The organism is Nocardioides sp. (genome assembly GCF_035703625.1).
GTDB lineage: Bacteria > Actinomycetota > Actinomycetes > Propionibacteriales > Nocardioidaceae > Nocardioides.
In genome coordinates, this window is sequence record NZ_DASSXS010000295.1 from 1 (window position 1) to 17776 (window position 17776).

The window sequence follows — 17776 nt, forward strand, 5'->3', positions numbered from 1 at the left end:
AGCAGTGGCGCTCCGGCGACGTCGCCACGCACGCCACCGTGGACGAGGGGCTGATCGCCGAGGTGCTGGCCAACTGGACCGGCATCCCCGTCTTCAAGCTCACCGAGGAGGAGACGACTCGGCTACTGAAGATGGAAGACGAACTGCACAAGCGGATCATCGGCCAGAACCAGGCGGTCAAGGCCGTCTCGCAGGCGATCCGCCGCACCCGCGCCGGCCTGAAGGACCCGAAGCGGCCGTCCGGCTCGTTCATCTTCGCCGGCCCGTCCGGCGTGGGGAAGACCGAGCTGACCAAGGCGCTCGCCGAGTTCCTGTTCGGGGACGAGGACGCGCTGATCCAGGTCGACATGGGCGAGTTCCACGACCGGTACACCGCGTCCCGGCTGGTCGGCGCCCCGCCCGGATACGTCGGCTACGAGGAGGGCGGCCAGCTCACCGAGAAGGTGCGGCGGAAGCCGTTCTCGGTGGTGCTGTTCGACGAGGTCGAGAAGGCCCACCCCGACATCTTCAACAGCCTGCTGCAGATCCTGGAGGAAGGTCGCCTGACCGACAGCCAGGGCCGGGTCGTGGACTTCAAGAACTGCGTGATCATCATGACCACCAACCTCGGAACCCGCGACATCGCCAAGGGCGTCAATCTCGGCTTCCAGCAGGGCAGCGACACCGCTGGGTCCTACGAGCGGATGAAGTCCAAGGTCTCCGACGAGCTCAAGCAGCACTTCCGCCCGGAGTTCCTCAACCGTGTCGACGAGATCATCGTCTTCCCGCCGCTGTCGCCGGCGCAGATCGTCGCGATGGTCGACAACATGATCGCGTTCGTCGAGACCCGGCTCAAGGATCGCGACATGAAGCTCGAGCTGACCCAGCCGGCCAAGAACCTGCTGGCCGAGCGGGGCTTCGACCCGGTGCTGGGCGCGCGCCCGCTGCGGCGGACGGTCCAGCGCGAGATCGAGGACGTCCTGGCCGAGAAGATGCTCTACGGCGAAGTCGGCCCTGGCCAGATCGTGCTGGTCGACGTCGACGGCGAGGGCCCGAACGCGAAGTTCACCTTTGTCGGCCAGAAGATCGGCGACCTGCCGGACCTGCCGCCGCTGGAGACCGCGGAGGTCGGTGGCCTGCCCGAGGAGGCCGAGGGGCCGAAGGACGTGCCGAAGTCTCAGGGCGGCGAGGGCGAGGGAAGCGCCGGCGCAGCCGGCTGAGCTCCCTCTCGCCCACCCGTCCGAGGTTCGGCTCCAACCGCGACCGGGCGCGGCCCGTGAGGGGCAGCGTGCGTTCAGTAGCATGCGCCGCATGCTCTTCACGGCCAGCACGGTCAAGGACACCCTGCCCAACGTGCAGCGGTTCGTGCAGGGCAGCCTGGCGGGCGGCATCGACCACATGTTCGTCCTGCTGGACGCACCGGGTGCCGAGGGCCAGGCGGAGGTGCGGGAGTGGCTGGAGACCCAGCCTCATGTCACCTGCATCCCCACGGGCAAGGAGTGGTGGGCCGGGGACCGGCCGGCGCAGCTGAACTTCCGCCAGCGGATCAATGCCAACCTGCTCAAGCAGGTGCTCAGCGGGTTCGGCTGGGCCGAGTGGCTGTTCCACGTCGACGGGGACGAGGTCGTGCAGGTCGACCGCGAGGTGCTGGAGACGGTCCCGGCGGAGGTCCCGGCGGTCCAGCTCGCGCCGCTCGAGGCGGTCAGCCGGATGCACTGGGACGAGGACCCGACCTGGTTCAAGACACCCCTCGGCGACGACGACCTCGCCCTGCTGTTCGCGCTCGGGGTGATCGACAAGCCGAGCAACGGCGCCTACTTCCACGGCCACGCCTTCGGCAAGAGCGGGATCCGGCCGCAGGAGGCCGGCTGGCTCACGCTGCACAAGGCGCTGGACCTCGACCGGGAGCCGCTCGAGGTGTTCCGTCACGAGTCGCTGCGGCTGCTGCACTACGAGTCGTACTCCGGCGAGGACTTCGTCCGGAAGTGGACGGCGATGGTGGCCTCGGGCCCGACCGCGAGCTTTCGGGCAGCGCGAGGCACCACCGCGGACGCCCTGCGGGCGCTGATCGGCAAGAACCTCGGCGAGGAGAAGGCACGGATCTACCTGATGAAGCTCTTCGAGCGCACCACCGAGGACGACTTCGAGACGCTGCGCGACCTCGGCCTGCTCGTCGAGGTGGACCCGCGCCGCGGTGAGGCGACTCCACGCGCGTTCCCCGACGGCGGGCGGGCCGCGATGCTCGCCGCCCTCGACGCGGTGCGCCCGGAGCCCAAGCGTCACTTCCATCCCGGGCAGGAGGGGGAGGGCGGAGACGCGAGCGCTGTCAGGGGAGTGCGTAGGCTCCTGCGCCGGTCCTGACCGTCAGCCCGTCGGCGACCAGGCTGTCGAGACAGCGCCGTCGCTGGTCCTCGTCGGGCCAGACGCGCTCCAGCCGGCTCGGGTGCACCGGGCCGTCGGCGTCACGCAGCACCGCCATGAGCCGCCCGCGGCACTGGCGGTCCGTCCCGGCCCAGGCCTGGCCTCGTCGCGGCGGTCCGTCGTAGGCCGGGTGGCCGGCCGCCCGCCACCCGCACCGGTCGTTGACCGGGCACTCGCCGCACCGTGGCGCCGACGCGGTGCAGACCAGGGCACCCAGCTCCATGAGGGCCACCGACCAGGTCGCCGCGGTCGGGTCGTCGGGTGGGAGCAGGCTCTCGGCCAGCGAGCGCTCCGCCCGGGTCACCGACGGGCCGGGGAACTCCTGCGCGGTCACGACGCGGACCAGCACCCGGCGCACGTTGGTGTCGAGGACCGCGTGCCGCCTGCCGTGGGCGAAGACCGCGATCGCGGAAGCCGTGTAGTCGCCGACGCCGGGCAGGGCGATCAGGTCGTCGTAGGAGTGCGGCACCTCGCCGCCGTGGTGCTCCACGATGGCGGTTGCGGCGGCATGCAGCCGCAGTGCGCGCCGGGGATAGCCGAGCCGCCCCCAGGCCCGGACCGCCTCACCGGTTCGCTCGGCGGCCAGGGCCGCCGGGGTGGGCCAGCGCTCGAGCCACTGCTCGTGGACGGGGAGGACCCGCGCCACCGGTGTCTGCTGGAGCATGAACTCCGAGACCATGACCGACCACGCATCGGCGGCCGGGCTGCGCCACGGCAGCTCGCGCGCGTGGTCGTCGTACCACCGCAGGATCGGCTCGTGCAGCGCGGAGGCGGGGGATGCGGTCATCGGCGACGATCCTAGGGCGCTGCGTGGGGGAGTCCCGGTGTGGCAGCACGATCAGCGGCCGCCGGGTTACTAGCGTTGGCGCCATGAGCGGGCTGACGCGGGGGCCGTTGTCGCCGCGGGTCTACTGGACCCGTCGGGTGATGGTGCTGGGGACGGCTGTGCTGCTCGTGTTCGGCATCGCCCGCGCCCTCGGGGCCGGGAGCGACGCGTCCTCGGAGCCGGAGGCCGAGGCGCAGGCCACGCAGGCCGCCGCCGTTGCGACGACCACGCTGGCCCTGCCGGACAACTCTCCCGGCGCGACCGGGAAGGCCGGTCGTGGGGAGGGGCGGCGTGAGGTCGTGCCGCTCGCCATGCCTGAGGGGCCGTGCGACGACGAGGACGTGGCCGTGACGCCGACCGTGGACCGCCCGGTGGCCGGTCGCGACGTCCGCATCGTCCTCGAGCTGCGGACCATCGTCTCGGAGGCCTGCACCTGGGAGGTCTCCCCGGGCTCCCTGACCCTCAAGATCACCTCGGGCGACGACGAGATCTGGACGAGCCGACACTGCCCGCGGGCGGTTCCCCACGAGCAGGTCACCCTCCGGCGTGCGGAGTCCACCCGGGTCGAGGTGGTCTGGGATGCCAGGCGCTCGGACGAGGAGTGCTCCAACCTGACGCCCTGGGCACTGCCCGGCTGGTACCACGTCGCGGCCGCGGCACTGGCGGGCGAGCCGTCCGACCTGCAGTTCCAGCTCGAGCGGCCCGAGGGCGAGCACGTCACGAAGACCGTGGAGCCGAAGCCGAGGTCGACAGACAGGAAGCAGCGGGACAGGTCTCGCGGTTGAGGTCTGCTTTCGGCTCACCGGGTCTCGACACGCCGGTCGCGAGCTCGCAGGCTCACTCGCGCGGCTCGCTCGACCACCATCAGCGGATCCGCTGGCGCGTCTCCGCTCTCAACCACCATCGAACGCGATGCGTGACGAAGTCACACATAGCGTTCAAGGATCGTCGACTCGGCGAGGCGCGACAGCCCTTCACGGACGCTCCGTGCCCGGAGCTCGCCCACGCCGTCGACCGCCTGGAGGTCGTCGACCCCCGCAGACAGCAGCTTCTGCAGGGTCCCGAAGTGCTCGACCAGCCGGTCGACCACGCTGGCCGGAAGGCGCGGCACCTTGGCCAGCAGCCGGTACCCGCGGGGCGCCACCGCTCCGTCGAGGTGCTCGGAACCGGTCAGGCCGAGCGACTTGGCCGCCGCGGCCGGGTCGACCAGCTCGGTCGGGGAGAGGGCCTCGAGCCGGGCGAGTGCGGCCGCCGCGCTCTTGGCCCGCCGCCCGGCGGGAAGGTAGTCGCGGACCACGAGTTCTCGTTCGGCGTCGACGCCGGTGATGAGCTCCTCGAGCTGCAGTGACAGCAGGCGCCCGTCGGTGCCCAGCTCCAGCACGTAGTCCTCGATCTCGCGGGCGATCCGGGTGACCATCTCCAGCCGCTGGGCCACGACGGCGACGTCACGGACCGTGACCAGGTCCTCGATCTCGAGGGCGGAGAGCGTGCTGGAGACCTCGTCGAGCCGCAGCTTGTAGCGCTCCAGCGTGGCGAGCGCCTGGTTGGCACGGGAGAGGATCTGGCCGGAGTCCTCGAGCACGTGCCGGATCTCGCCGACGTAGGCGGCGATGATCTGCATCGACTGCGACACCGAGATGACCGGGAACCCGGTCTGCCTGGCCACCCTGTCGGCGGTCCGGTGGCGGGTGCCGGTCTCGTCGGAGTGGATGTGGTGGTCGGGCATCAGGTGGACCGCGGCCCGGATGATCCGGGTGACGTCCTTGTCGAGGATGATCGCGCCGTCCATCTTGGCCAGCTCACGCAGCCCGGTGGCGGTGAACGGTACGTCGAGCTGGAAGCCTCCGGTGGAGATCGACTCGACGACGCGGTCGTGGCCCATCACGATCAGGGCGCCGGTGCGGCCGCGCAGCACCCGCTCGAGCCCGTCGCGCAGGGCGGTGCCGGGCGCGATCGACGCGAGTGTCGCCCGCAGGCGGAGGACCTCGTCGGAGCGGTCCGTCGTCACAGTCCGTCCCCCTCCCGTCGGTGCCCGATCCCGTGTCGGGCGTCAGTCTAGGGGACGCAGTCGCGCCGGCGCGGTGTTCGCGAGCTCCAGGGCCCGCAGGGCAGATGCGACATCGGCGACCTCGACGAGCTCCATCCCGTCGGCGGCACGCGGGGCGCGCTCGCCGGGGCGGCTGGGGACCAGGGCCGTGCGGAATCCGAGTCGGGCAGCCTCGGCCACTCGCTGGGGCAGGTCCCGGACCCGGCGCAGCTCCCCGGCCAGGCCGATCTCGCCGATCGCAGCCACTCCGGCGGGAGCGGGTGCGCCGATGGTGGCCGAGGCGAGCGCCAGGGCGACCGCGAGGTCGCTCGCCGGCTCGGTCAGCTTGGCGCCCCCGACGGTCGAGACGAAGACGTCATGGGCGTGCAGCCGGATGGAGCAGTGTTGCTGGAGCACGGCGAGGACCATCGCGACGCGTGACGAGTCGAGGCCCGAGGTCGTGCGCCGCGGGCGCTCTGCGGCACTGCGGGTCACCAGCGCCTGCACCTCGGCGAGCAGTGGCCTCCGGCCCTCCATGGTGACCGCGACGCAGGTACCGGGGACCTGCTGCTGGTGGTTCTCCACGAACAGCCCGGTCGGATCGGTGACGGCGGAGATGCCCTCGTGGGACAGGTCGAAGCAGCCCACCTCGTCGACCGGGCCGAAGCGGTTCTTCATGGCGCGGAGCATGCGGAAGCGGGAGTTGCGGTCGCCCTCGAAGCCCAGCACGACGTCGACGACGTGTTCGAGCACCCGGGGCCCGGCGATCGAGCCGTCCTTGGTGACGTGGCCGACGAGGACCGTGGTGATGTTGCGGGTCTTGGCCAGCCGGATCAGGGCCGCCGCCACCTCCTTGACCTGGGTGACGCCGCCGGGCACGCCCTCGAGGTCGGCAGCGCCGATCGTCTGGATCGAGTCGACAACGAGCAGGCTCGGGCGCACCTCGTCGATGTGGGTGAGCACGGCGCCGAGGTCGGTCTCGGCCGCGAGGTAGAGCTCGTCGTGGACGCCGCCGGTGCGGTCGGCGCGGAGCCGGACCTGGGAGGCGGACTCCTCTCCGGTGACGTAGAGGGTGCGTCGCTGGTAGCGGGCGGTCTGGGCCGCGACCTCCAGCAGGAGGGTGCTCTTGCCGACCCCAGGCTCGCCGGCGAGCAGGATCGCGGCGCCCGGCACCAGCCCTCCGCCGAGGACCCGGTCGAGCTCCGGCACCCCGCTGGAGCGGAACGCCGACTCCTCCACCGACACCTGCCCGATCGGGACCGCAGGGCGGCTGACCGGAGCGGCAGCCGCCCGGGTGGTCGGCGCGGCCAGCTCGGCGACCGAGCCCCAGGCCTGGCACTCGCCACACCTGCCCACCCACTTGGCGGTCTCCCAGCCGCACTCACTGCACCGGAACGTGGGTCGGGTTGCCTTCGCCATGGCCCGAACGCTAGGCCACGGGGCCGACAGCCTCCCGTATGATGCGTTTGGAACGATCAAGGAGGGTCGATGTCGCGGATTCCCGGGCGCGTCCCGACCGCGCCCCCGACTCTCGCCGACGTCGCCGAGCTGGCGGGCGTCTCCCGGCAGACGGTCTCGAACGCGGTCAACAACCCCGACCTGCTCCGGTCCGACACGCTGACCCGGGTGCAGGAGGCGATCGACGAGCTCGGCTACTCACCCAACCGGGCGGCCCGCAACCTGCGGACCCGCAGCTCGCAGCTGATCGGCCTCAGGTTCACCCCCGCCCAGGAGGGCACCGCCAACGCGATGGTGGACCGGTTCGTGCACTCGCTGGTCGAGACGTCGAGCGCCGCCGGCTACCACGTCCTGCTCTTCCCGGGCGACCTCGACGACCCGACCGCGGGCTACGACGACCTCCTGCGCTCCACCGCGGTCGACGCCTTCGTCGCGACCGACACCTACCTCGGAAACCCGCAGGCCGCATGGCTCGAGTCGAGGCGGGCGCCGTTCGTCGCGTTCGGCCGGCCCTGGGACAACCCTGATGCCGCCCATCCGTGGGTCGACGTGGACGGAGCGGCGGGCACCGAGCTCGCCACCAGCCACCTGATCGACCTCGGGCACGAGCGGATCGCGTGGATCGGCTGGCGCAAGGAGTCGTTCATCGGCGAGGACCGTCGTTCCGGCTGGAGCCGGACGATGCGCTCCCGCGGGCTGCCCACGAGCGGCCTCGCCTCCCGCGTCGAGGAGAGCGTCGCCAGCGGACGGGAGGCATCGGGTGTCCTGCTCGACGAGGCCGGCCCGACCGCCTTCGTGTGCGCGTCGGACACGCTGGCCATGGGGGTCATGCACACCCTGTCCGAGCGCAACCTGGCCGTGGGCCGTGACGTCGCCGTCGTCGGGTTCGACGACTCCCAGGTGGCGCAGGTGGTCCCGCCCGGCCTCACCTCGGTCCGCCAGCCGCTGGAGGAGGTCGCGGTCGAGGTGGTGCGGGCCCTCGAGGGTCTGCTCGGCCATCCGCCGGCGGAGTCCCGTGGCGTCCTCCTCGCGCCGGAGCTGATCGTCCGCGGGACCTGCTGACGCTCGTTGCTCGACGGCCAGCGCGCAGGAGCCGGTCAGAAGCCTCGGGACCAGAGGTTGACCGCGTAGTCGACCGTCGTCCCCTCGTGCTCGCGGATGATCTGGTCGGCCAGCTCGCGGTTGAACTCGATCCGCACCACACTCTCCAGGTCGGCACGGGAGTCGAAGTGCCACTCGACGTCCACCGGAGTACGACGCCAGCCCCGCGTGGACCAGAACCGCTCGACGGACTGCGGGTCGACGGACGGGTAGCCCCGACGGAACCACCGGCCGAAGGTCGAGCGCGTCGCGTCGTTGTCGATCACGAACGCAGTGCCCCCGCGTCGTACGACGCGATCCAGCTCGGCCAGCCCGGGCTCGCACCCCGGCCCGAAGAAGTAGGCCCAGCGCGCGTGCACCACGTCCACCGAGCCATCGGCCACCGGAAGGTCCTGGGCGGTGCCCTTCAGCACCGTCACCGACGGCCACGACCGGGTGCGCCTGCGCGCGAGAGCCGCGAGGTCGCCATGCGGCTCGACGCCGGTGACCGAAGCCGCGGTTGCCGCGAAGCGCGGCAGGTGGAAGCCGGTGCCGCAACCGACGTCGAGCACGTCGCGGCCGGCCCAGTCGTCGATCGCGCGCATCTCGTCCTCCAGGCGGCCGGTGCGGTCGACGGCCCGGTTCTCGATCTCGTACGTCGCCGTGTGACGCCAGATGTTCGGGCTCGGGATCGCGCCTGAGGCGACGTTCGCTCTCGGGTCGCCGGGTTTCGACCCGCCCGTCACGACCTCGTTCCTCGGTCGTGGGGCTTGCTCAACCTCACTCGCGACGTGCCCCGCGCCTCCGGCGCGTGACACTGCTCGCTCAGATCCGTACCAGTCCGCCGGGGGTCTGCACCTGGGCGGCGATGATCCCGGGGGTCCCGTGCGGGGCGACCCAGTCGACCTTGACGTCCTCGAGGGGTGCCTCCACCGTCTCGCCGAGCCAGTCGCTCACGCGCTTGGGGTCTCCGGCGATCTCCAGGCAGGCCAGGGAGTAGTCGGGGTCGGCGCCGACGCTGGGATGGAGCTCCTCGGGGGAGAGCCACTCCACGAAGAAGGGCAGCTGCGGGTCGGCGATCAGCCCGTTGATGCCGATCTGCTTCCAGCTGAGCTCGGTGCCATCGGGACGGTAGCGGTTGCCGGTCGCGGCCTCCCGGCCGAGCCGCGTCTCGACCTCGGCGATGTCGGACACCGCCACGACCCAGCCGAGCCAGCCACCACCGAGGGCGGATCGGGCGCGGACGGCCTGCCCGAAGGGCGCCTTGTCCGAGGCGGGGTGGTCGAGCACCTCGACGACCTCGAGGTAGGTGCGGTCGGCGAGGGGCAGGATCATGTTGCGAGTCCCGAAGCGCGGATGGACACCCCCGTAGGTGAATTCCCGGCCGAGCAGTCCCCCGATGCGATGGGCAGTGCTGGCCAGGCCATCTGGTCCTGCTGCGTACGAGAGATGGTCCAGGCGCATGCTCAGCATTCTCGACAACGCGGAAGGTTCGGCCGACATCGGGGTCAATCTCTCTTGACATCGAGAATGTCGATGGCGGTTTCATTTGGTGGCTTGCCGGGACTCGTCGGATTCCCCGGCTCGCCGGGGAAACCGACACTTCCCGGGCAATGCAACGGCTGAGAAGTGCATGGATCGGCTGAGGAGTGAGCGCCCCTGGGGTCAGTGGGGATCGGCTGGGTGCAGCGCGAGGGCCGAGCGCGATCGCACGTGGGCCTCGCAGTGCCGCACCAGCTCGGCGTACGCCGGCTTGCCCATCAGCTCGGTGAGCTCGGCCGCGTGCGTGACGAAGACCGGATCCACGGCCACGTGTGCCTCGGTGTTGCCCGAGCAGTACCAGTCCAGGTCGTGCCCGCCCGGACCCCAGCCGCGCCGGTCGTACTCGCCGATCGACACCTCGGTGTACGACGTGCCGTCCTGCCGCTCCACCGTCCGGAAGGTGCGGCGGATCGGCAGCTGCCAGCAGACGTCTGGCTTCGTCTCGAGCGGCTCCCGCCCCTGGGTCAGGGCGAGGCCGTGCAGGGCGCAGCCCGCCCCGGAGTGGAAGTCGGCGCGGTTGTGGAAGATGCAGGCGCTCTGCCCGTGGTGCTCGACGGTGAGCGTCTTGCGTTCGCCGTCGTCATCGGTCTCGATCCAGTCCGACTTGCGGACCTTCTTGCCCTCGGGCCGGAACTGCCAGTGCTTGTCGTCGAGCTGGGAGACGAACGACGCGACGCGCTTCTCGTCGTCCTTGTCGGCGAAGTGCGCGCCCAGGGTGCAGCAGCCGGTGTCGGGCGACTCCTGGTAGATCCCGGGGCAACCCTGGCCGAAGATGCACATGTAGCTGGACGTCAACCAGGTGAGGTCGCACCGCATCATCTGGGACTCGTCGGCCGGATCGACGAACTCGACCCACGCACGGGGAAAGACCAGGTCGACTTCGGGCACGGCACCACCCTACGTTCGCGGCAGTAACGTGTCCCCATGCGGTTGGGCGTTCTGGACATCGGCTCCAACACCGGGCACCTGCTGGTGGTGGACGCACACGACGGCGCCGCACCGCTGCCGGCGTACTCGTACAAGGAGCCGCTCCGGCTCGCCGAGCACCTCGACGAGGACGGCGAGGTCTCGGCGGCCGGGATCGACGCGCTCACCGACTTCACCCACAAGGCGCTGCGGGTCGCGGAGGACAAGGGCTGTGAGGAGATGCTCGGTTTCGCGACCTCGGCGGTGAGGGAGTCGCACAACGCCGGCGACGTCCTCGACCACGTGCGCGAGAGCACGGGCGTGGTGCTCCAGGTGCTCACGGGTGAGGACGAGGCGCGGCTGACCTTCCTCGCCGTACGCCGTTGGTTCGGCTGGTCGTCGGGCCGGCTGGCGGTCTTCGACATCGGCGGGGGGTCGCTGGAGATCGCCGCGGGGGGCGACGAGACCCCGGACGTCGCACGTTCGCTCCCGCTCGGTGCCGCCCGTCTCGCCGGCAGGTGGTTCCGCGACGGCCCGCCCGACGACGAGGGGGTGCGGCAGCTGCGTCGCCAGATCCGGGCCGACATCGCCCAGCACGCCGGCAGCGTGCTCCGTCCGGGACGCCCCGACCACGCGGTCGCCACCTCCAAGACCTTCCGCTCGCTGGCGCGCATCTGCGGGGCAGCCCCCTCGGCGGACGGGCCTCTCGTCGAGCGGGTGCTGCAGGCCGCAGAGCTCGCCGACTGGGTTCCCAAGTTGATGACCATGAGCCGCGAGGCCCTGGCCGACCTGCCGGGCGTGTCGTCGAGCCGCACCCACCAGATCGTGCCCGGAGCGCTGGTGGCGGAGGCGGTGATGGACATCTTCGACCTCGACGAGCTCGAGATCTGCCCGTGGGCCCTTCGCGAGGGCCTCATCCTCGAGCGCATCGACCGGATCAGCCGGTCCAGTTGACCATGTCAGGGAAAATCGGCCTCTCGACCGCCTCGGTGTACCCCGAGTCCTCGGCGCACGCCTTCGCCTACGCCGCCGCCCTGGGGTACGACGCCGTCGAGGTGATGGTCGGCATCGACGCGCTCAGCCAGCAGATCTCGGCCATCCGGCAGCTCGCCGATCACCATTCCATCGACGTCTGCGCGATCCACGCGCCCTGCCTGCTGTTCACCCAGCGGGTCTGGGGCACGGAGCCCTGGGGCAAGCTCCAGCGCTCGGCCGAGATGGCCGCCGCGGTCGGGGCGGAGGTGGTCGTGGTGCATCCGCCGTTCCGCTGGCAGCGTGAGTACGCCGCCAACTTCGTCGACGGCATCGCCGCGCTGGAGGAGTCGACGGAGATCGCCTTCGCGGTGGAGAACATGTACCCGTGGCGGGCGTCCTCGCGTCGGGGGATGGAGATGTACCTGCCGGGGTGGGATCCCTCGGAGGAGTCGTACGCCAACACCACCATCGACCTCTCGCACGCCTCGATCGCGCGGTCCGACCCGGTCGCCATGGCCGAACGGCTCGGCGAACGGCTGCGGCACATCCACCTCACCGACGGAAGCGGCTCGGCCAAGGACGAGCACCTCGTGCCGGGACGCGGGTCGGTCGGCGCCGATGCCTTCCTCGCCCACGCCGCCCGCTCCGGCTTCTCCGGTGACGTGGTGGTCGAGATCAACACCCGCAAGTGCGTGGACCGTGCGGAGCGGGAGCGCGACCTCAAGGAGTCGCTCGACTTCGCGCGTGAGCACTTCGCGGTGCCGGCGAAGTGAGCACCCGCGCCCCTCGGGGCCGCCGACCGGGAGGTCCGGACACCCGATCGGCGATCCTGGCCGCGGCCCGCGCACAGTTCGCCACCGCAGGCTTCTCCGGTACGACGATCCGTGCGGTCGCGGCCGACGCCGGGGTGGACGCGGCCCTGGTGCACCACTACTTCGGCACCAAGGACGACCTGTTCGTCGCCGCTCTCGAGCTGCCGGTGGATCCCCGGGTCGTCCTCGGCCCGGCCATCGAGCAGGGGCCCGACGGTGCCGGCGAGCGAATGCTGCGGGTGTTCCTCTCCGTGTGGGACGACCCGGCCAACCGGCTGCCCCTGCTCGGCCTGGTGCGCGGGCTGCTCGAGCCCTCGGGCCAGCGACTGGTGCGTGACGGGTTCCTCGAGGTCGTGATCGGCCCGGTCGGCGTCGCCCTCGGCATCGACGAGCCCGGACGCCGGATGCCGCTGGTCGCGAGCCAGGTCTTCGGCCTGATCATCGTGCGTTACCTGCTCGAGGTGGAGCCGCTCGCCTCCATGACGACCGACGAGCTGGTCGCCATCTACGCACCGACGATCCAGCGTTACCTCACCGGGCCCCTTCCCTGATCCCGCCGTCCGGATACGGGTCCTGAGGCCCTTGCGTCACCGCCGGGCCCGGAGCATAATTCAACGCATGATGAATAACGCGGTTGAGGTGAGGGACCTCGTCGTGACCCGCGGCGGGCGGCAGGTGCTCGACGGGCTGACCTTCACGATCGGGCGGGGCGGTGTGACCGGCCTGCTCGGACCGTCCGGGTGCGGCAAGTCCACGCTGATGCGGTCCCTGGTCGGCGTCCAGGAGCTGGCGTCGGGGACGGTCGAGGTGTTCGGCGAGGAGGCTGGAAGCAAGGGCCTCCGGCACCGGATCGGCTACCTCACCCAGGATCCCAGCGTCTATGACGACCTCACCGTCACCGAGAACCTGCGCTTCTTCGCCAAGGTCCTCGGGGTCGGCCGGGACGACGTCGACCGCAGCATCGACGCCGTCGACCTGCGCTCCCACGCAGACCAGGTCGTCGGGCGCCTCAGTGGCGGGCAGCGCTCCCGGGCCAGCCTGGCCGTCGCGCTGCTCGGCCACCCCGACCTGCTGGTGCTCGACGAGCCGACGGTGGGGCTGGACCCCGTGCTGCGCCGCGACCTCTGGGCGCTCTTCCACCGGATCGCGGACGCCGGCTCCTCGGTCTTCGTCTCCAGCCATGTCATGGACGAGGCCGAGCGGTGTGACCGGTTGATGCTGATGCGCGAGGGCCGGATCATCGCCGACGGCACACCCGGGGAGATCAGGGACCAGAACGGCTCGGTGAACATCGAGTCCGCCTTCCTCGCCATCGTGACGGCGGACGCGTCATGAACCCCCGGATCCTCCTCGCCGTCGCCACCCGGGTGCTGACCCAGATCCGTCGCGACCACCGCACCCTGGTGATGCTGCTGGTCCTGCCCTGTCTGCTGATGACCCTCCTGTGGTGGATGTTCGCCGAGGTCTCACAGGGGGTCTTCGACCGGATCGGGCCGGCGCTGCTCGCGCTGTTCCCCTTCATCGTGATGTTCCTGGTCACCTCGGTCACCACGCTGCGCGAGCGCAGCAGCGGGACCCTCGAGCGCCTGCTGGCCATGCCGATGGGGAAGCTCGACTTCCTCGGCGGCTACGCCCTGGCCTTCGGGCTGATGGCCGCACTCCAGTCCGCACTGGCGGTCGGGATCAGCGTCGGCCTGCTCGGGCTCGAGGTGGTCGGCCCGGTCTGGCTGCTCACCGTCGTCGCCGTGGCCGATGCCGTGCTCGGCAGCGCGCTCGGGCTGTTCGTCTCGGCGTTCGCGCAGACCGAGTTCCAGGCCGTCCAGTTCATGCCCGCCCTGGTGGTCCCGCAGATCCTGCTGTGCGGCCTGTTCGTCCCGCGCGAGGTGCTGCCGGAGGTCCTCGAGGCGATCAGCAACGTCCTGCCGCTGTCGTACGCGGTCGAGGCGATGCAGACGCTGACCCGAACGGCCGACACCTCGGAGGTCTGGCCGGACGTGGGGATCGTGACTGCGTTCGCCCTGTCCGGACTCGCCCTGGGTGCGGCGACGCTGCGCCGGCGTACTCCCTGAAGGTGAGCCGAAGGAACGGCGGCGCGGACCCACCGGGGTCCGCACCGCCGTCAGTTCTGCAGCGTCAGTCGCGGGTCATCGGATCCTGATCCGCCAGCAGCCCTTTCCGGTCCTGCAGTTGCTGACGCTCTTGTTGCCTGCCTGGTCGATCACCACGGCCCGAAGGGTCTTGGTGGAGGTGATCCTGATCGCTCGCCGGAACCTCAGCGAGCCGAGCCCGGGCTTCCTTCCGTTGGTCGTGTAGAAGATCCGCGAGGTCCTGGACTCGCCTGCCGCCCGGAAGAGGGCCACGGACTGGGCCCCACGGTAGGCACCGCTCCTCGTGTCGGACTGCGCGGGCTTGGGTGCCCTGAGGTCCTTGACGATGGTCCTGATGACGCCGCTGATCTCGGTGCCACCGACGGTGTAGCTGCCGACCGCACGGACCCGGCCGTCGCGGAGCCGACGAAGCTGCCGCGCGGTGAAGCTGGCCCGGAAGGTCTTCGGAGCGCCGGCGCTCAGCGTCGCCGCCCTGGAGGGGTCGGGCGTCGCTGCGGCGCCGTCCACCAAGGTGACTCGGACACCGGTCGCGTCGTTCGCGGTGCCACTGACGGTGAGCCCCTTGGTGCCGACCCTGATCGCCCTCTGGCTGAACGCGGTGACCGCGTAGTCCGCGGCCTGTGGGCAGCCGCCGAATCCGGGCCCGCCGGCCTCGTCCTCCTCCCAGATGGTGATGCCCATCCGGTCACCGTTCGCGGCAGTCTGCATCCAGCCGAGCACCCGGGTCTGACCGGCGAGGGCCTTCTGCGCCTGCTCCGGCTGAGCCAGCGTGTGGGTCGCGATGAACCCACCGTTGACGGCGGGGTCGCGCACGAGGTTGCCGTCGTCCGTGGTGGCACGGATGTCCCGGCGCTCCATCGGGAACGGAGGCTCCCGGAAGTCGGGGTTGATGATCCGCTGCTCGACGCGACCCAGCGGCATGGGTGTGTTCCCGCCGTTGATGGTGGCCACGCCGTGGACCACCACGGTGGTGCCGTTGGGGGCGATCTCGGTCGAGGTCGCCCGCACGCCCTGGGTCTGCACCTGGTAGCCGTTGGCCGGGTTGGCCTCATCGGTGACCCTGAGGACGTCCCCGGGAAGGATGTTCGGGGTCACGCCCTGCCAGCAGAGGCCACCGGGGTGGTTGACCTCGACCAGTCCGGTGGGGTCGGTCAGCAGCGGAGGAGTCACCTGCGAGCTGCTGGCCCTGCCGATGACCACGCCGTTGCGGAGGATCTCGAAGTTGAGAGCCATCCCTCCGGGCCCTCCCTCGGTCACCACGAAGTCCCGCTCCGGGAAGACGACGACCTCGAGTGGTGGCTGCGGCGGCGTCTCGATGACGGCGGCCGCCATGGCCGGGGTCGTGACGATGATCGCGGCAGCGGCCGCGACGGTGGCCTTGCGGCGTCGGGTCAACCTGGACCTCCCGCGCGTCGAGGTCGTGTGAATGTGGTGCGCTCTGTTCATCGGTCGTCCTCCGACCTGCCGCGGTCCCGTGCCGCCAAGAAGCCTCGACGGCTTCTCGCAGGATGAGGGCCCGCCGTCAAAGTGGCGCAAACACGGGGCGGCCGGTGCCCGGGTCGGGCTCGCGTAACCTCTGAGACATGTCTCTGCTCCGCCAGCCGATCCTGTTCCTGGCCCGAAGCGAACGGGTCAAGAGGCTCGTCAGCACGCTGCCGGTCTCCTCCGGGATCGTCACCAGCTATGTCCCCGGCGAGTCGACCGAAGCAGCGGTCGACGCGACGTCCGGCCTGGCCGCCGACGGGCTGAGGGCAACCCTGGACTTCCTCGGCGAGGACACGCTCGACGTGGAGCAGGCCGAGGCCACCGTCGCGGCGTACGTCGACCTGCTCCAGGAGCTGGCGGCCCGTGGCCTGACCCGTTCGGCCGAGGTCTCCGTCAAGCTGTCGGCCATCGGACAGGCCCTCCCCGACAACGCCGGGTTCGAGGGCGGACACAAGATCGCACTGGAGAACGCCCGGACCATCTGTCGGGCGGCGCGCAACGCCGGCACCACGGTCACCCTCGACATGGAGGACCACACCACGACCGACTCGACGCTGGCCATCCTCCGCGAGCTGCGCAAGGACTTCCCGGAGACCGGCGCCGTCCTGCAGGCCTACCTGCACCGCACCGAGGCCGACTGCCGGGCGCTGGCCTACGAGGGGTCCCGGGTGCGGCTGTGCAAGGGCGCCTACAACGAGCCCGAGTCCGTGGCGTTCCAGGAGCGTCTCGAGGTCGACAAGTCGTTCGTCCGCTGCCTCAAGGTCCTGCTGGGTGGACAGGGGTACCCCATGATCGCGACCCACGACCCACGGATGGTCGAGATCGGCACGACCCTCGCCAGCAGGTTCGGGCGTGCCAAGGGGTCCTACGAGTTCCAGATGCTCTACGGCATCCGGCCGGAGGAGCAGAAGCGCCTCGCCGACCGGGGCGAGACGGTCCGGGTGTACGTGCCCTACGGCCAGGAGTGGTACGGCTACCTCATGAGACGTCTGGCCGAGCGGCCGCAGAACCTGTCATTCTTCGCGAAGTCGCTGATCTCGAAGAAGTGAGGCGGCAGCGGCGACGAAGTCCAGGAACCTAGGGGGGTCCCGATGAGCCAGACCGCCATCCTCGGAGCCGGGGTGATGGGGGAGACGCTGCTCTCCGGCCTGGTCCGCGCGGGCCGTCGCGTCGACAACCTGCTGATCGGCGAGAAGCGACCGGAGCGGGCTCGCGAGCTGGAGGAGCGGTACGGCGTCGCCGTCTGCTCCAACGTCGAGGCGACCCGCAAGGCCGAGACCATCGCCGTGGTGGTCAAGCCGCAGGACATGGACGACCTGCTGTCCGAGATCGCGGGCGAGCTCAAGCCCGGCCAGCTGCTCGTGTCGCTGGCGGCCGGCATCACGACGGCCTTCATCGAGGCCCGGGTGCCCGAGGGCGTGGCCGTCGTCCGGGTCATGCCCAACACGCCTGCCCTCGTCGACGAGGGGATGGCCGCGATCGCGCCCGGGTCGCACTGCGACGACGACCACCTCGCCGAGGCGGAGTCGCTCATGGCGTCGACGGGCAAGGTGCTGCGGATCCCCGAGCGGCAGATGGACGCGGTCACCGCCATCTCCGGCTCCGGGCCGGCCTACATCTTCTTCGTGGTCGAGTCGATGATCGAGGCCGGCGTACACCTCGGACTGCCGAGGGCGACCGCGACCGAGCTCGTCGTGCAGACCGTCGTCGGCTCCGCCCACATGCTGCGCGAGACCGGCGCCCACCCGGTCGTGCTGCGCGAGCAGGTCACCTCCCCGGGTGGCACCACGGCCGCCGCGCTGCGCGAGCTCGAGATCCACGAGGTGCGAGCCGCCTTCCTCGCCGCCATGGAAGCCGCCCGCGACCGCTCCCGGTCGCTGGCCGCCGGCTCCTGACTCTTTGCCCGGTCAGACCCGGCGCAGCTCTTCAACGCTGGTGTCCGCTGGGCCAGCGCCAGTGCAGCCCCCGGCAGGACGTCGCCCTGCTCGGATGTCACACGCCGTTTTCCGTTCCTCCACGCCGCTGCAACGCGCGGGTAGTGCCGTGGACGGCGTGTTACATGCGAGTAGCGTCGACCCATGCCCGAATGTCCCGGCCCGGCCACGGTGGTTTTCGACTCCACCCTGACCGACTACAGCTTCGGGCCCAGTCATCCCAT

Annotated in this window: 18 protein-coding genes; 11 read left to right on the forward strand and 7 right to left on the reverse strand. The window is 71.0% G+C overall.

What is annotated here, in order from left to right:
- Both VFN12_RS15475 and VFN12_RS15480 read left to right on the forward strand, forming a co-directional pair.
- A partial coding sequence (locus VFN12_RS15475; RefSeq protein ID WP_325119639.1) for an AAA family ATPase occupies positions 1–1199 on the forward strand: 1199 nt, incomplete at its 5' end.
- Positions 1200–1290: 91 nt separating this feature from the next.
- Entirely contained in the window at positions 1291–2340 is a 1050-nt protein-coding gene (locus VFN12_RS15480) for a glycosyltransferase family 2 protein (protein ID WP_325119640.1), read from the forward strand.
- On the opposite strand, the gene VFN12_RS15485 is transcribed toward VFN12_RS15480, so the two are convergent.
- Positions 2306–3187, reverse strand: coding sequence for an A/G-specific adenine glycosylase (locus VFN12_RS15485; protein WP_325119641.1), 882 nt, complete (start codon positions 3185–3187; stop codon positions 2306–2308). The genes VFN12_RS15480 and VFN12_RS15485 overlap by 35 nt on opposite strands.
- An 83-nt stretch (positions 3188–3270) precedes the next feature.
- Between VFN12_RS15485 and VFN12_RS15490 the strand changes: the two genes are divergently transcribed.
- Positions 3271–4011 carry a hypothetical protein gene (locus tag VFN12_RS15490; RefSeq protein ID WP_325119642.1) on the forward strand — a complete coding sequence of 247 codons (741 nt, stop codon included), beginning with the start codon at positions 3271–3273 and terminating at the stop codon, positions 4009–4011.
- A gap of 140 nt (positions 4012–4151) precedes the next feature.
- Here VFN12_RS15490 and disA read toward each other — a convergent pair whose 3' ends face one another.
- Positions 4152–5234 (reverse strand): DNA integrity scanning diadenylate cyclase DisA, encoded by a 1083-nt coding sequence (gene disA, locus VFN12_RS15495; RefSeq protein ID WP_325119643.1) that lies wholly within the window; start codon positions 5232–5234, stop codon positions 4152–4154.
- 42 nt (positions 5235–5276) lie between these two features.
- Positions 5277–6671 (reverse strand): DNA repair protein RadA, encoded by a 1395-nt coding sequence (radA, locus tag VFN12_RS15500; RefSeq protein ID WP_325119644.1) that lies wholly within the window; start codon positions 6669–6671, stop codon positions 5277–5279.
- 69 nt (positions 6672–6740) lie between these two features.
- Here radA and VFN12_RS15505 point away from each other — a divergent pair, with 69 nt between their 5' ends.
- The gene (locus VFN12_RS15505; RefSeq protein ID WP_325119645.1) at positions 6741–7772 is read left to right on the forward strand and encodes a LacI family DNA-binding transcriptional regulator; all 1032 of its coding nucleotides are present in this window, start codon (positions 6741–6743) and stop codon (positions 7770–7772) included.
- Positions 7773–7807: 35 nt separating this feature from the next.
- Here the strand turns inward: VFN12_RS15505 and VFN12_RS15510 are convergent, their stop codons facing one another.
- The 3 genes from VFN12_RS15510 to VFN12_RS15520 form a co-directional block, all read right to left on the reverse strand.
- Positions 7808–8536, reverse strand: coding sequence for a class I SAM-dependent methyltransferase (locus VFN12_RS15510; protein WP_325119646.1), 729 nt, complete (start codon positions 8534–8536; stop codon positions 7808–7810).
- Positions 8537–8615: 79 nt separating this feature from the next.
- Positions 8616–9254 (reverse strand): VOC family protein, encoded by a 639-nt coding sequence (locus tag VFN12_RS15515; protein WP_325119647.1) that lies wholly within the window; start codon positions 9252–9254, stop codon positions 8616–8618.
- Between the two features lie 201 nt (positions 9255–9455).
- On the reverse strand, positions 9456–10220 hold the full coding sequence (locus tag VFN12_RS15520; RefSeq protein WP_325119648.1) for a hypothetical protein: 765 nt from the start codon (positions 10218–10220) through the stop codon (positions 9456–9458).
- Between the two features lie 36 nt (positions 10221–10256).
- On the opposite strand from VFN12_RS15520, the gene VFN12_RS15525 reads away from it, so the two are divergent.
- The 5 genes from VFN12_RS15525 (at position 10257) to VFN12_RS15545 (ending at position 14094) form a co-directional block, all read left to right on the forward strand.
- Positions 10257–11192: a Ppx/GppA phosphatase family protein gene (locus VFN12_RS15525; RefSeq protein ID WP_325119649.1), complete on the forward strand. Its 936-nt coding sequence runs from the start codon at positions 10257–10259 to the stop codon at positions 11190–11192.
- 2 nt (positions 11193–11194) lie between these two features.
- Positions 11195–11986, forward strand: a complete 792-nt coding sequence (locus VFN12_RS15530) for a sugar phosphate isomerase/epimerase (RefSeq protein WP_325119650.1) — start codon at positions 11195–11197, stop codon at positions 11984–11986.
- Positions 11983–12576: a TetR family transcriptional regulator gene (locus tag VFN12_RS15535; protein WP_325119651.1), complete on the forward strand. Its 594-nt coding sequence runs from the start codon at positions 11983–11985 to the stop codon at positions 12574–12576. The genes VFN12_RS15530 and VFN12_RS15535 overlap by 4 nt, the downstream gene beginning before the upstream one ends.
- A gap of 88 nt (positions 12577–12664) precedes the next feature.
- Positions 12665–13360 carry an ABC transporter ATP-binding protein gene (locus VFN12_RS15540; protein WP_325119652.1) on the forward strand — a complete coding sequence of 232 codons (696 nt, stop codon included), beginning with the start codon at positions 12665–12667 and terminating at the stop codon, positions 13358–13360.
- Positions 13357–14094: an ABC transporter permease gene (locus tag VFN12_RS15545; protein ID WP_325119653.1), complete on the forward strand. Its 738-nt coding sequence runs from the start codon at positions 13357–13359 to the stop codon at positions 14092–14094. Before VFN12_RS15540 ends, VFN12_RS15545 begins: the two co-directional genes overlap by 4 nt.
- A 75-nt stretch (positions 14095–14169) precedes the next feature.
- Here the strand turns inward: VFN12_RS15545 and VFN12_RS15550 are convergent, their stop codons facing one another.
- Positions 14170–15528: a chitobiase/beta-hexosaminidase C-terminal domain-containing protein gene (locus VFN12_RS15550; RefSeq protein ID WP_325119654.1), complete on the reverse strand. Its 1359-nt coding sequence runs from the start codon at positions 15526–15528 to the stop codon at positions 14170–14172.
- Between the two features lie 194 nt (positions 15529–15722).
- Between VFN12_RS15550 and VFN12_RS15555 the strand changes: the two genes are divergently transcribed.
- Both VFN12_RS15555 and proC read left to right on the forward strand, forming a co-directional pair.
- Positions 15723–16667: a proline dehydrogenase family protein gene (locus VFN12_RS15555; protein WP_325119656.1), complete on the forward strand. Its 945-nt coding sequence runs from the start codon at positions 15723–15725 to the stop codon at positions 16665–16667.
- A 42-nt stretch (positions 16668–16709) separates the two neighbouring features.
- Positions 16710–17513, forward strand: coding sequence for a pyrroline-5-carboxylate reductase (gene proC / locus VFN12_RS15560; RefSeq protein ID WP_325119655.1), 804 nt, complete (start codon positions 16710–16712; stop codon positions 17511–17513).
- Positions 17514–17776 lie beyond the last annotated feature (263 nt).

What these genes read in the sequence shown, in the direction of transcription:
- VFN12_RS15480 (WP_325119640.1), top strand. Translation starts at nt 1,291, where the DNA reads ATGCTCTTCACGGCCAGCACGGTCAAGGACACCCTGCCCAACGTGCAG.
- VFN12_RS15485 (WP_325119641.1), bottom strand. Translation starts at nt 3,187, where the DNA reads ATGACCGCATCCCCCGCCTCCGCGCTGCACGAGCCGATCCTGCGGTGG.
- VFN12_RS15490 (WP_325119642.1), top strand. Translation starts at nt 3,271, where the DNA reads ATGAGCGGGCTGACGCGGGGGCCGTTGTCGCCGCGGGTCTACTGGACC.
- radA (WP_325119644.1), bottom strand. Translation starts at nt 6,671, where the DNA reads ATGGCGAAGGCAACCCGACCCACGTTCCGGTGCAGTGAGTGCGGCTGG.
- VFN12_RS15505 (WP_325119645.1), top strand. Translation starts at nt 6,741, where the DNA reads ATGTCGCGGATTCCCGGGCGCGTCCCGACCGCGCCCCCGACTCTCGCC.
- VFN12_RS15515 (WP_325119647.1), bottom strand. Translation starts at nt 9,254, where the DNA reads ATGCGCCTGGACCATCTCTCGTACGCAGCAGGACCAGATGGCCTGGCC.
- VFN12_RS15525 (WP_325119649.1), top strand. Translation starts at nt 10,257, where the DNA reads ATGCGGTTGGGCGTTCTGGACATCGGCTCCAACACCGGGCACCTGCTG.
- VFN12_RS15530 (WP_325119650.1), top strand. Translation starts at nt 11,195, where the DNA reads ATGTCAGGGAAAATCGGCCTCTCGACCGCCTCGGTGTACCCCGAGTCC.
- VFN12_RS15545 (WP_325119653.1), top strand. Translation starts at nt 13,357, where the DNA reads ATGAACCCCCGGATCCTCCTCGCCGTCGCCACCCGGGTGCTGACCCAG.
- proC (WP_325119655.1), top strand. Translation starts at nt 16,710, where the DNA reads ATGAGCCAGACCGCCATCCTCGGAGCCGGGGTGATGGGGGAGACGCTG.